The 12979-nt window shown below is 74.3% G+C and carries 11 protein-coding genes and 1 pseudogene; 6 read left to right on the forward strand and 6 right to left on the reverse strand.

What is annotated here, in order from left to right:
• Positions 1-69: 69 nt before the first annotated feature.
• On the reverse strand, positions 70-3459 hold the full coding sequence (locus tag ACGRHY_RS18315; RefSeq protein ID WP_394636399.1) for a beta-N-acetylglucosaminidase domain-containing protein: 3390 nt from the start codon (positions 3457-3459) through the stop codon (positions 70-72).
• A gap of 303 nt (positions 3460-3762) precedes the next feature.
• Between ACGRHY_RS18315 and ACGRHY_RS18320 the strand changes: the two genes are divergently transcribed.
• From ACGRHY_RS18320 to ACGRHY_RS18330, 3 genes are read left to right on the forward strand one after another with little or no spacing between them, the layout of a single operon-like run.
• Positions 3763-4026: a hypothetical protein gene (locus ACGRHY_RS18320; protein ID WP_093849159.1), complete on the forward strand. Its 264-nt coding sequence runs from the start codon at positions 3763-3765 to the stop codon at positions 4024-4026.
• 38 nt (positions 4027-4064) lie between these two features.
• Complete coding sequence (gene malQ / locus ACGRHY_RS18325; RefSeq protein WP_394636400.1) at positions 4065-6311, forward strand: 4-alpha-glucanotransferase; 2247 nt, start codon at positions 4065-4067, stop codon at positions 6309-6311.
• 10 nt (positions 6312-6321) lie between these two features.
• On the forward strand, positions 6322-6621 hold the full coding sequence (locus ACGRHY_RS18330; RefSeq protein WP_394636401.1) for a hypothetical protein: 300 nt from the start codon (positions 6322-6324) through the stop codon (positions 6619-6621).
• A 318-nt stretch (positions 6622-6939) separates the two neighbouring features.
• Here the strand turns inward: ACGRHY_RS18330 and ACGRHY_RS18335 are convergent, their stop codons facing one another.
• A complete protein-coding gene (locus tag ACGRHY_RS18335) occupies positions 6940-7146 on the reverse strand; it encodes a DUF397 domain-containing protein (RefSeq protein WP_394636402.1) in 207 nt (68 codons plus the stop codon).
• Entirely contained in the window at positions 7125-7442 is a 318-nt protein-coding gene (locus tag ACGRHY_RS18340) for a Scr1 family TA system antitoxin-like transcriptional regulator (protein ID WP_394636403.1), read from the reverse strand. The genes ACGRHY_RS18335 and ACGRHY_RS18340 overlap by 22 nt, the downstream gene beginning before the upstream one ends.
• 548 nt (positions 7443-7990) lie before the next feature.
• Between ACGRHY_RS18340 and ACGRHY_RS18345 the strand changes: the two genes are divergently transcribed.
• Entirely contained in the window at positions 7991-8707 is a 717-nt protein-coding gene (locus ACGRHY_RS18345) for a lytic polysaccharide monooxygenase (protein ID WP_394636404.1), read from the forward strand.
• On the opposite strand, the gene ACGRHY_RS18350 is transcribed toward ACGRHY_RS18345, so the two are convergent.
• From ACGRHY_RS18350 to ACGRHY_RS18360, 3 genes and pseudogenes are all read right to left on the reverse strand, one after another.
• Positions 8595-8942, reverse strand: coding sequence for a hypothetical protein (locus ACGRHY_RS18350; protein WP_394638109.1), 348 nt, complete (start codon positions 8940-8942; stop codon positions 8595-8597). The genes ACGRHY_RS18345 and ACGRHY_RS18350 overlap by 113 nt on opposite strands.
• 230 nt (positions 8943-9172) lie before the next feature.
• The gene (locus ACGRHY_RS18355) at positions 9173-10096 is read right to left on the reverse strand and encodes an endo-1,4-beta-xylanase (RefSeq protein ID WP_394636405.1); all 924 of its coding nucleotides are present in this window, start codon (positions 10094-10096) and stop codon (positions 9173-9175) included.
• A 38-nt stretch (positions 10097-10134) separates the two neighbouring features.
• Positions 10135-10293, reverse strand: a pseudogene (locus ACGRHY_RS18360) (DUF4328 domain-containing protein); the annotation flags it as partial.
• Positions 10294-10740: 447 nt separating this feature from the next.
• On the opposite strand from ACGRHY_RS18360, the gene ACGRHY_RS18365 reads away from it, so the two are divergent.
• Entirely contained in the window at positions 10741-11388 is a 648-nt protein-coding gene (locus tag ACGRHY_RS18365; protein ID WP_394636406.1) for an SMI1/KNR4 family protein, read from the forward strand.
• A 238-nt stretch (positions 11389-11626) separates the two neighbouring features.
• Positions 11627-12949, forward strand: a complete 1323-nt coding sequence (locus ACGRHY_RS18370; RefSeq protein ID WP_394636407.1) for a cation:proton antiporter — start codon at positions 11627-11629, stop codon at positions 12947-12949.
• The last annotated feature ends 30 nt before the right edge of the window (positions 12950-12979 follow it).

Raw genomic sequence — 12979 nt, forward strand, 5'->3', positions numbered from 1 at the left:
GGCCCGGGTCTTTCCGTACGGGGCCGGTGACGGCCCCGTGCCCGGCGCGCCCGCCACGCCCTGCCGCCCCTACTCCTGTTCCTTCTCCCGCTCGGGCTCCTTCTCCCGCTCCGGCTCCCGCACGGCATAGGCCTCCACCGACCACAGCGAGACGCCGAAACGGGTCGCCCGCTCGTCGGCCACGATCCGCACGTAGCGGGTGCCGGCGGGCGCGTCCATCCGCACCGTCTCCCGGCCGCCCCGCCCGTCGCGGACGGTCGTGGCCGTGCTCCAGGCCCTGCCGTCGGCGGATACCTGGACGCGGTAGCGGGAGGCGTACGCCTCCTGCCAGTGCAGCCGCACCTCGCCGACCCGGGCCGGGTGGTCCAGCTCCACCCGCAGCCACTGGCCGTCCTCCGCGGGGGAGGACCAGCGGGTCTCCGGATCGCCGTCGGTGGCCGCGGAGGAGGGGAAGTCCCCGGTCTCGTCGGCCGAGGAGCCGGTCCGCGCGCCCCGGGCCAGGTCCGGCCCGCCGGTGGGCGGGTAGGCGCGCACCGTCAGCGTCCGCCGCAGGCTCTCGCCCTCGGCGGTGAGGGTGACCGGGATCCGGTACGTGCCCGGCCGCACGTCCTTCCCGGCGCTGATCTCGATCTCCGGGGACGACGGCACGCCGCGCCGGAGCGTGACCCGGCGCGGGGCCCGCACCGTGAAGCCCTCCGGCGCCCGCACGGCCAGCCGGCCGCGCACGTCGGTGTGCCGGTGGCCGGTCAGCCGGGCCCCGACGGAGGCGGGCTCGCCGCCGATGACGGCGTTGGCCTCCTCGCGGGAGAGCTCCAGTCCGGCGCCGGGCGAGTCCGAGTACCAGGGCGTGAGCTCGTGGATCACCGGCGCCTTCGAACCGTCCTGCCAGGCCAGCCGTACGGCGTCCGCCCGCAGACCGCCGGTGTCCACCTCCGTCCAGCCCCGGTCGGAGAGCGCGCCGAGCCGCCTCCAGCCCTCGCCCGGCACATGCGCCTCGATAACGGCACGGGTGCCCGCGCCCGGCTCGGACTGGACGGTGACGGCCGCCAGGGAGCGTGCCCGGGGCAGCCGCAGCACCAGCTCGTCACCGCCGCCGCTGTCACCGCCGCCCTCTCCTTCACCACCGCCGCCGGGTCCGGGCTCCCCGGCGGCGCGGAAGGCCGTGGCGGGGTCGCCGTCGGCGGCGTGCTCCAGCGAGGAGCCCGGCAGCGGCGCCGGGCCGCCGCTCACCCGTCCGCCGGAGCGCTCGGCCCCGCCCTCCCCGCCGCTCGCACCGGACCAGTCGTCGGCGGCCTTCAGCGCCCTGTCGACGAAGGCGGGCAGCACGTCCTCGCCGACCGTCACCCCGCTCTCACGCGCGTCCGCGCGCAGCCGCTGCAGCTCCAGCCGCGCCTTCCACGCCCCGGCGCCGTCCCCGTTCCGCTGGGCGGCCAGCATGTCCAGCGCGTACCGGCCGGCCCGCCCGTAGCGCGCCAACTGCCGCACCCAGGGGCGCATCTCCTCGCTCAGGGCGCCCCCGGCGACGCCGGCCAGGTTCTCCGGTGACTCGCGCAGGACGGCGAAGGCGTCGCGCAGCCGGCCGGCCGCGGCGGTGAACTCCTCGTCGTCCTCGCCCGCGAGGGTCTTCCAGAAGGCGTCGAGCAGGGGGGCGAGGTAGGCCGACTCCTCCTCGTCGAGCACCGAGGAGGAGTTGTTGGCGGCGAGGGCGTGCAGCGCCTCGCGGGCTCGTTCCCCGGGCTCACCGGATTCACCGGGCTTCCCGGACCCCCCGGGATCCTCCGTCCCGCCGCCCGTCGCCGCCAGGTCCTCGACGGCCGCCTTCCAGGACTCCCGCGGCCGGTAGCCGCGCGGGTTCCAGGCGTAGTCGGCGACCGTGAACAGCGGGAGGCGGGAGGCCGTCGCCTGCTCCATCGCGTTGGCCAGCAGAGCCGCCGAGCGGTTGGCGACGGCCGGTTCCCGGCCGGTGTAGGGGCCGAGGAAGACGCGGTCGCCGGCGTAGTCGTTGACCGGGTAGTTGTCCATGGTGACCAGCGGGTGGCGGAAGACGGTGCGGGCCTTGGCCAGTTCGCCGCCGGTGATGGTGGCGGGCACGACCCCGACGCCCGTCCAGGCCACCTCCACGTCCGCGTCCAGCTTCTCGGCGAGCGCGCCGCGGTACTCGGTCGGGCCGTCCTGGTAGAACTCCGTGGGCAGCACCGACAGCGGCACCGCGTCGCGCCCGAAGCCGTACCGCTTCGCCAGATGTGCCGCCACCTCGTTGGCCAGCTCCGCGTGGGCGGTGGCCGCGGCCTCCGGCCCCGTGCCGTAGTGCTCGGCGTCCGCGTCGCAGTGCCACTCGGTGTAACTGGCGTCCTCGAAGCGGAGCTGGAACGCCCGTACCCCCAGGGCGGCCATGGCGTCGATCTTGCGCAGCAGGGCCCTGCGGTCCTCCCCCGAGGCCAGGCACATCGACTGCCCCGGCGAGACGGCCCAGCCGAGCACCACGTGGTTGCGCCGGGCGCGCTCGGCGAGCTCGCGGAACTGCGCACGCCGCTCGGCGGGGTAGGGCTCGCGCCAGCGCGACTGGCGGAACGCGTCGTCGCCGGGGGCGTACAGATAGCGGTTCTGCTTGGTGCGGCCCATGAAGTCCACGTGGGCCAGCCGCTCGTGGTGCGGCCAGGCCTCGCCGTAGAAGCCCTCCGTCGTACCGCGCACCGGCGAGGCGGGCCAGTCGCGTACGACGGTCCCGGTGATCCGTGCCCCGCCGTCGCCGACGGTCACCAGTTGCCGCAGCGTCTGCGCGGCGTGGAACAGCCCGTCAGGGCCGGCGCCCGACAGCGCCACCGTGCCGCCCGGCCCGTCCACGCCGTCCGCCCGGCCGACCGCCAGCCGGTAGCCGCCCGCGGGCAGGTCGCCGCGCTCGGAAGCGCCCAGGGCGCGCAGCGCCCCTTCGGCGGCCCTGGCGCCGGCGCGCACCACCAGTCCCCGGGCGCGCGTCTCCTCACCGGGGCGCACGGTGCGCACCTCGCGCGCCCCGGCCGTGCGCAGGACGTCGCGGACGGTGTCGAGGGCGTACGGGTCGGCGTCCTCGTCGGCGACCAGCAGCACCTCCTCCCCGACGGGCAGGGACGGGCCGCGCGTGCGCAGGGACTGGGGGCGTGGCCACACACCGGGGGCGCCGTCCAGGCGGACGCGGTCGTACGGGCCCGCGGCCTTTCCTGCGGGCTCCTCCGCGGCCCTGTCCCGCGGTGGCGCCGAGTGTGCGGCCGGCGCGCCGCCGAGCAGTCCGCCGAGGACGGCCGCGACCAGTGCCGTCGCACCGGTCCGGCGCACGGCGCGGCCATGCGTCGCGTGGTTCACGTCTTCCTCAGGCCCCTCTCGACCCGTTCCCCGACCCGTTCCTCCACCTGGCTCCCCGCCTCGTCCGGGAGCCGCTCGCTCCGGCCGGGCACCGGACCCGCCGGTAGGTGACGAGCCCATCACCGCCGTGGTGAAGGTGTCAACGACAGGGGCCGAAGTGCCCGGTTTGTCGACCGGTGCGGCCGAGGCCGGACGGAGCGGGCCCGGGGCCCTCGCGGGGCGGTCGTCCTGCGGAGGGGCGGTAAATCCTGGCCGAGATGCCCGCTTTGCTCGAATGCCCTACGCTGGCAGGCGCATCGAACCGTGAAATCATCGGTGGTGAGACTGTGGGCCATCTCACGTTTGCCCCGCCGAAAGTGTCTGGGCTCCGCCTCAGTGGGTAGGGCCCCCATGTCCGACCGACAGCAACGAACGGAGGCCCCCGTGGCCGCGTCCGCTGAACTCCTCACTCCCCTCCCCCTGTTTCCCAAACAGGGGCAGGAGCCGATCGACCTGTCCGGAGTCTCCGACCCCGACTCCGGCCTGGACGGCTCCTGCTCCTGGGACTACGCCGAGACACCGCTGACCAGCGAACCCCCACTCGCCGACGCCGCCCCGCTCACCAGTGAGCCGCCGCTGGCCGCCGAGCTCCCGCTGACCAGCGAACCGGCCGGGGTGGGATACGGAACGGATTCCGCGGAGATCTAGGCCCCGGAGAGCCCAGGGGGAGAGCGGAGGGAGTTCCCATGAGCCGACTGGCGCGACTGGCCGCGGCACACGGAGTCTGCACCTCCTACGACCCGGCCCCGGGCCGTACGATCCGGGTGCCCGACGACACGATCGTCGAAGTGCTCGCCGCACTGGGCGTCGACGCCTCCACCCCGGACGCCGTACGCGACGCCCTGGCGCGTCACGCGCACGAGGAGGCGGCCCGGCTGCTGCCCCCCACCGTCGTCGTACGCGCCGCCTCCCGCGGTGACGCCTCCCCTCCCGCCGCCTCCGCGCCCGTCGTACGCGGCGGCGTCCCCCCGCTCCCCGACGGCACCGCGCTGAGGGTCGAGACGGAGGACGGCCGCACCCTGGACTGGGGAGCGGACCCGGACGCCGAGGGCGAGCGGCTCCCCCTGGGCTGCCACACCCTCCACGCCGAGGCCCCCGACGGCCGCACCGCGCACGCCGCCCTGATCGTCGCCCCGGACCGCTTCCCGGCCGTCCGGGACCGCTCCTTCGGCCTGCTCGTCCAGCTCTACTCGCTGCTGTCCTCGCGCTCGTGGGGCATGGGCGACCTGGCCGACCTGGCCGACCTGGCAGCCTGGGCCGGGCGCGCGACCGGAGCCGACTTCATCCAGCTCAACCCCCTGCACTCGGCCGTGCCCGCCACCGAGGGCGAGAGGGTGGACCCCTCCCCGTACCGCCCCTCCTCGCGGCGCTTCGCCGACCCGGTCCACCTGCGGGTCGAGGAGATCCCCGAGTACGCCTACCTGCGCGGCGGGGCCCGCGCGAAGGCGGACGAGCTGCTGGCCCAGGCCGCCGAACTGCGCGAGGCCACCCTCGCCAAGGACGGAACGATCGACCGCGACGCGGTGTGGTCGCTCAAGCGCCGTGCCCTGCAACTGGTGCGCACCGTCCCCCTCGGCCCCGGCCGCCATGTCGCGTACTGCGACTTCCTCGCCGAGCAGGGCCAGGCCCTGGAGGACCACGCGGTCTGGTGCGCCCTCGCCGAGATGCACGGGCCGGACTGGCGCTCCTGGCCCGCCGGCCTGGACGACCCCCGCTCGGCCGCCACCGCCCGCGCCCGCGGCGAGCTGCTGGACCGGGTGGACTTCCAGACCTGGCTGGCCTGGCTCACCGACTCCCAGCTCGCCCGCGCCCAGCGCACCGCCCGCGACGCGGGCATGTCCATCGGCCTGGTGCACGACATGGCACTCGGCGTCCACCCCTCCGGAGCCGAGGCCTGGGCGCTCAAGGACTTCCTCGCCACCGGCATGTCCATCGGAGCCCCGCCGGACGCCTTCAGCACCCGCGGCCAGGACTGGGGCCTGCCGCCCTGGAACCCGGGCGCGCTGGCCGCCTCGGGCTACGCTCCCTACCGCGCGCTGCTGCGCGGGCTGCTGCGGCACACCGGCGGCCTGCGCATCGACCATGTGATGGGCCTGTTCCGGCTGTGGTGGATCCCCGAGGGCCGCCCGCCCACGGAGGGCGCGTACGTGCGCTACGACGCCGAGGCCATGCTCGGGGTGCTCGCCCTGGAGGCGTACCGCGCCGGGTCGGTCGTCGTCGGGGAGGACCTGGGCACCGTCGAGCCGGGTGTGCGCGGGGAGCTGGCCGGGCGCGGTGTGCTGGGCACCTCCGTGCTGTGGTTCGAGCGCGACTACGACCACATCCGCACCCCCAACCACGAGAACCCCCAGCCGCTGGAGCCGCAGGACTGGCGCGCCGACTGCCTGGCCACCGCCACCACCCACGACCTGCCCAGCACCGCCGCCCGCCTCAGCGGCGACCACGTCGCGCTGCGCGACGGCCTCGGCCTGCTGTCCGGCCCGCTCGCCGAGGAGCAGGCCCGGGATGCCATGGAGACCGCCGAGTGGATCTCCCACCTGACCCGTCTGGACCTGCTGCCGGAAGGACCGGGCGAGGAGGAGAGCGAGATCAGGGGCCTGTACCGTTTCCTGGCCCGCACTCCCGCGAAGATGGTCGGCGTCTGGCTGCCCGACGGTGTCGGCGACCGGCGCCCGCAGAACGTGCCGGGCACCTGGGACCAGTACCCCAACTGGCGGCTGCCCGTCGCCGACGGCGACGGCAGGCCCGTCACCCTGGAGGAACTGGTCACCTCGCCCCGGATGCGCGACCTGCTGGAGACGGTGTACGAGGAGCTGCACGGACCGCGCGAGCGCCGCATACCGGCTCCCGGCCAGCATGGAGGGCAGCACGAGGAGAGCCACGCGACACCCGAAGACCACCCTGGACGCGTGACGACCGGAGACGTTCGCTAGCGTTGGCCGTGTGGACAACAAGGTCAAGGTCAACGAGAACGTCAGGAGCGCCGGCACCGCCGTGCGCGCCGGATTCGTCACCGCCCTCACCGCGCTGACGCTGCTGGTCGCCTCCCCCTCCGCCCTCGCCCTCTACCGCGACGACGGCGACGACCCGGGCACCGGCCTGAGCGTGGTCGAGACCCTCGGCCTGTACGTCGTGGCACCCCTCGCCCTGTTCGCGATCATCGCCGCGCTGGTGATGGTCGGCGACAAGTCCTCCCGCCAGAGCGGTCAGGTCGCCGGTCGCCAGGAGCCCAACCGCGGCTGACTCGCGGCCTGCCGCCCCGGCACCTCGCGGCCGGACACCGGTCACGGCTCCGGGCCGGTGATCGGCCCAGTGCCCCGGCCGCCGGTTGACCCTGCCGAAAGGGCCGGGAGGATCCGTAGCGTCACGGCACGACCCTGCGCACACGACCGGCTCCGGCCCGGCCGCCGGCACCGGCCCAACTGGTCAACTCCGTCGGCGACGGCGCGTACTACGCCTGCTGCCAGTGCGGTCTGGGCGCGGCCTTCCTCGCCGCCTCCGGTCCGGAACCGGCCGCGACCGCGCCGGAGGCGCGGTGACGCACGGTGCCGGCGCGGGCTGTCAGAGCATGCCGCCCTTGGCCGCCGTCACGAAGGCGGACCAGCCGGCGTTCGGGAAGACCAGCACGGGCCCTTCGGGGGTCTTGCTGTCACGGACGGGTATGAAGCCGGGGAAGCCGTCGGCGACCTCGACGCAGCTTCCGCCGGTGCCGTCGCTGTAGGACGATTTGCGCCAGACAGCGGTGTTCAGATCGTGTGCGGTGCGCATGATGTCGTGTACTCCTCCGCCAACGATTCGATCAGGTCCAGGGATGCCGTAGGGGGCAGCGAAGCGGCCCTGACGAGATCGTATGACTTCTGAGATCGCTCTACCATGGCCGGTCCGTCGATGAGCCGGCCAGTTCCAGCGCTCTCCGTGTAGACGACGGGCGGTGCGTCGGGGAAGGTCATCAGAGACGCCATGCCGTTCAAAAGCGCGTGCGCTGCGGAGGCGAACGGAAGCACCTGCACCATGATCCGGTGGGAACGTGCCAGTTCAGCGATGCGGACGAGTTGTTCGTGCATGCCGTCCGGGACCGTGTCGGCCGACCGGTCCCGGACGCATCACGACGGCGGTACCGCGTGATCGTGGCGGGTGCGCTGCTTGCAGACCGGTGACCGCCGACGCGCTTTCGGCTCGCTCGGACGGGAACGCACGAGCCACGCGGGGATGCGTGCGCGGAGTGTGAGGTGCCCGCGTTTACCGGTCGGATGGCTCGGGACCTCGGGTGGGCCCGTGGGGCAGGCGGGGAATGTGGTGGGGCCCGAAGTCGGCTGTGTTGGCCGGAAGTTCGCTTCGTCCAACCCCTTGACCGAGGACGGCCCGCCGCTAAGGTCTAGACCTGAGAACCTCAGGTCTAGACCTTAAGTCAGCCCCTGTCCTCGTCCCACGGCGTTGTCCGTGTGAGGGCACGGTGCGTGGACGGCGATGCCTGTCGCGGCATCCCGTGCGTCCACGCACCCGCGCCACCCGGCGGGGCGGCACGACCGGAACGGTGTACGCGCCGTACCCCACCCGGTCGCGCCGGGCTTCCGGGCGGCGGCCTCGACGACACCGAAGAGAGTGGAATGCCATGAACACGAAGAAACGAGTGGCTCTTGCGCTCGGCGCGATGGTCGCCCCCCTGCTCGCCGTCAGCCTCCCGGCGGGCACGGCCAACGCCCACGGCTGGGTGACCGACCCCGGCAGCCGACAGGACCAGTGCGCCGAGGGCGTCGTCGACTGCGGCCAGATCTCGTACGAGCCGCAGAGCGTCGAGGGGCCGAAGGGGCTCAAGAGCTGCAGCGGCGGCAACGAGCAGTTCGCCGAACTCGACGACGACAGCAAGGCCTGGCGGGTCACGCCGGTCGGCTCCTCGCACACCTTCACCTGGAGTCTGACGGCACGCCACGCCACCGACACCTGGGAGTACTTCATCGGCGACCGGAAGATCGCCGAGTTCGACGGCAAGGGCGTGCAGCCGCCCTCGCAGGTCAGCCACCAGGTGAACTTCGACGGCCTCACCGGCCGCCAGAAGGTGCTCGCCGTGTGGAACGTGGCGGACACCGCCAACGCCTTCTACGCCTGCATCGACGTCAACATCGGCGGCACGGGCGACGGCGGGGGCGACGGCGAGCCGGGCGCCTGCGCCTCGCCGGTCTGGGGTGCCGGGAGCGTGTACAACGGCGGCGACACCGTCACCCACGACGGGCACACCTGGCGCGCCAAGTGGTGGACGCAGGGCGAGGAGCCCGGCACCACCGGCGAGTGGGGCGTCTGGCAGGACCTCGGAGCCTGCGCGGCCGCCTGATCCGGTGACCGCGTGACCGCGTGACCGCGTGGCCTTGCGGCCGTGTGACCGCGGCCGGGCCGTCGCCGCCCCGGCCGTACCCGGCTGCGGTGGCGGCCGAGCCGTCGCGGCCGGTCAGGGACACCAGCCCGCCGGACCACACGTCCCGGTGCAGGGGCACGACGATCCGTCCCCCGGGCACGGTCTGCGCCGCCCACGCCCCCGGTACGCGTAGCACCGAGCACGTCGCCAGCACCCGGTCGTACGGTGCGCCGCGCGCCCACCCGACCGTCCGGGTCGCAGAGGTCGCCGGGTACGGGGACGGCCTGCTGCGGCTGCGTGCGGCGGTGGCCGCCGCCAACGCGGTCAGCCGGGGCGAGCGGATGTGAGCCGGAAGCGGACCGGGCCCGCCACCGCCCGGGGAAGGGCGGTGGCGGGCCCGGTGGGGGCGCGGGCTCCTGGATCACCCGCCGCTGGCGGACGCGCTCAGCGGCGCTTCCGGCCCCGGTCCTCCTTCCACCGCTCCCACTTGGCGTCCTTCAGGGAGGACCGCAGGGCGTGGAAGGCGGGCTCGCGCTCGAAGTCCTCGGTCATGACCGTCGCCGAACCCTCGCCCTCGAAGAACACCGGCACCCAGGAGTACTTGTCGGTGAAGCCCCAGATGGTGAAGGAGTTGCACTCCTCGCCCCCCAGGCACGCCTCCAGTACCCGCTGGTACCAGTCGGCCTGCTGCTTCTGCTGCTCGGCGGTGGGCTCACCGTCGGCCGGCAGGTTCATGCGGACGTCCAGCTCGGTGACGGCCGTCTCCAGGCCGAGGTCGTCGAACCGCTGCAGGTTCTGCCGGAGGTCGCCGGGGAAGCCGTAGCGCATGCTCAGGTGTGCCTGCACGGAGAAGCCGTGCACGGGCACGCCCTGCGCGAGCAGTTCCTGGCTGAGCTCGTGGTAGGCGTCGCTCTTGGCGTTGTCGCTCTCCACGTTGTAGTCGCTGAGGAACAGCTTCGCCTCCGGGCCGGCCTCGTGGGCCCAGCGGAAGGCGTCGGCGATGATCTCCGGCCCGAGCTCGCGGATCCAGATGTTGTCCTGGGCGCGCAGGTCGCCCTGGTCGTCGAAGATCTCGTTGGCCACGTCCCACTGCTGGACCTTTCCGGCGTAGCGGCCGACGACGGTGGTGATGTGCTCGCGCAGGATCTCGCGCAGCTCCTCCTCGGAGAAGTCGCCCTGCTCCAGCCAGACGGGGTTCTGGCTGTGCCACAGGAGCGTGTGGCCGCGCACGACCTGCCGGTTGAGCTCGGCGAACTCGACGATGGCGTCGGCCGCCTCGAAGTCGTAGGTGTCCCGCTCGGGGTGGATGAACTCCCACAGCCCGCGACCGGTCCGCGTCCCCGGCCGGGCCCGTGGGTGCCCCGCCATGTGTCCATCACCACCTGGAGCGGCAGCCACAGGAAGCCGATCGGCACGAACCAGGAGCCGATCGCCCAGCCCCTGCCGAGCCGCCGCCGGGCCGTCTGCCGGTGCGGGTCCAGGTGCTCGACGTTCGTGCGGGCCCGGTACAGCCACACCAGGAAGACCGGAACCGTCGCCAGCACCAGCAGCGACGAGACGCCCATGGGCAGTACGACGACGCCCGTGCCGGCCAGGTGCAGCACCCCGATCACGGCCTGCAGGACGGCCGCCGCGCCGAGCAGCCCGGCGGACCAGATGCCGAGGTTGCCAACGGGGGCCGGCGGCGGGCCCGGCCACGCGCCGGGAGCAGGCGGCGGCCACTGGCCGGGGTGCCGGGCCTGCGGCTGGGGCGGCGAGTACGGGGGGCTCCGGTGTGTTCCTCCGGCCTGCTGCGAGTCCACTTCGCCGCCCTCCCGTCACAGGCCGTGCGCCGGCGAACGGCACGGCCCGCCCTGCGCTGACACGACCTTTAAAGCCCGCAGACCCTACCCAGGCGGTGTATGCGCAGGTCAATGACCGGCGCATAACGATCGCAGACGCTGTCCTCCCCGCCCGGGCCGTCCGCCCCCGGGCGGCGCGGTTGTCGGCGTTACATGCGAACATGCCACGCCATGGACCTGTCCTCGCTCATCGCACGGCTTGAGCTCCCACCGCCGTCGACGGACTCCGGCCGGCCCGCCGCGCCCGAGCCCGTCCCCGTCGACTGGGACGCGGTCGAGAGCCGACTGGGGCTGAGGCTGCCCGCCGACTACAGGGCGCTGGCCTGCGTCCTCGGGCCGCTGGAGGTCGGCGGGCGACTGTGGCTGCACACGCCGTGCGAGCGGGAGGGCGGTTACGACTACGGGGACTGGCTGTGGGAGACCCACCGGGAGTGCCGCATCTCCTCCCGCCGGGCCCTGCGGCGGGAGCCGCCGCCGTTCCACCCCGAGCCCGGCGGGCTGCTCGCCTGGGGCGAGACGCGGGAGGGTGTCAGGCTGCTCTGGGACACCGGGGCGTCCGGCGACCCCGACCGGTGGCCGGCCGTCGTGTTCGACGCCGAGGCCGCCCGGCACGGTGACGATCCGTGGCACGGCTGCGGGACGACGCTGACACAGACCCTGGCGGCGCTGCTGACCACCGGGGTCCGGCTGCCCGGCGGCAGGGTGCTCGGACCGCTGCCGCCCACCGCGTGCCGTTCCGCCTTCCTGGCCGGCGCCCGCCCCTGGAGGCCGCCGGAGCCCGACCCCGAGGCCGGAGGGCCGGAGGGCCGGAGGCGCTGAACCGGCCCGTACCTACCGTCGCCGCGGGTCCCGTGTCTCGGCGACGGCACCCCGGTGCGGCTCTTCCGGCTGCCCGGCACCGGCTGCCCGGCGAGTGCACGGCGTGGGAGTGCGCCCTCGGGCGGACCACCGGGCGTCACCGCCTGTGAACCTCAAATCACCGTTATGACCTGCGGTTTCAGGGGTATTCGGGGCTGCGGCGCACTCCGATGGGGCGGCACGGCGGAAGGACGGCACGGTGACGATCGGTGACGGCGTGTTCGCATGGCTGGGGGCGGCGGCGCTGGGTGCTGCCGTGCTGCCGCGCGTGGTGGCCGGGCGGCGGCCGCTGTCGCTGCCCCTGATCTTCCTGCTCTGCGGCATCGGCGTGTACCTGTTGCCGTTGCCGCTGCCCACCGTCGACCCGGTGGACGACCGGCTCCTGGTGGAGCACGCCACCGAGATCTGCGTGATCATCTCGCTGATGGGCGCCGGGCTGGCCCTCGACCGGCCCGTCGGCCTGCGCCGCTGGGCCGCGACCTGGCGGCTGCTGGGTGTCACGATGCCGCTGACCGTGGTGCTCACCGCCGGCATGGCGTGGTGGCTGCTGGACTGGCCGCCGGCCGCCGCGCTGCTGCTGGCCGCCGTCCTGGCGCCGACCGACCCGGTGCTGGCCTCGGAGGTGCAGGTGGGCGAACCCACCGAAGAGGAGCACGGCGAGGACGAGGTGCGGTTCGCCCTCACCAGCGAGGCAGGCCTGAACGACGGGCTCGCCTTCCCCCTGACGTACGCGGCCGTGGCGCTGGCCGCCGCCGCGGGCGCCGGATGGTCGGCCGACTGGGTCGGCTCGTGGGCGGTGGAGGACCTCGCGTACAAGTGCGTGGTCGGCGTGCTGGGCGGGCTGCTGGTCGGCCGGCTGCTCGGCCGGCTGTTCTTCCGCGCGCGCTCGAAGGCGCTGCGCCTGTCCCACCACCGGGAGGGCTTCGTCGCCCTGGGGGCCACCTTCCTGTCGTACGGGGTGACCGAGCTCGCCGGCGGCTACGGCTTCCTCGCCGTGTTCACCACCGCCTGCGCGATCCGGGCGGCCGAGCGCGCCCACGGCTACCACAGGGTCCTGCACGACTTCGTGGAGCAGGTCGAGCGCCTGTTCACCGTGGGGCTGCTCTTCCTGCTGGGCGCCTTCGTCGCGCTGGGCGGCCTCGCCCCGCTGACCTGGCGGGGCGGCCTCGCCGCGCTGGCGGTGCTGCTGGTGGTCCGGCCGCTGGCGGGGTGGGCGGGCCTGCTGGGCGGCAGTATGGAGCGCCGTGAGCGCTGGGTGGTCGCGGGCTTCGGTATCCGGGGCATCGGCTCGCTGTACTACCTCGCCTACGGGCTGGGGCAGACGGATTTCCCGGTACCGGCGGAGGAGCTGTGGGCCGTGGTGACGTTCACCGTGCTGGCCTCGGTGGTGCTGCACGGCGTCACGGCGGGGCCGGTGATCACCCGGCTCGACCGGCTGCGGGACTCTGCGGAAACCGCCTCCGGGCCCGAGGAGGAGCGGCAGCGCGAGGGCGGGCCCTTCCCCGGCCGGTCCGCCGCGTGACGGGCCGGACGGTGGTTCGGCGGACGCGGA

Origin of the sequence: Streptomyces shinuiensis, assembly GCF_043660855.1 — a bacterium.
Classification (GTDB): domain Bacteria; phylum Actinomycetota; class Actinomycetes; order Streptomycetales; family Streptomycetaceae; genus Streptomyces.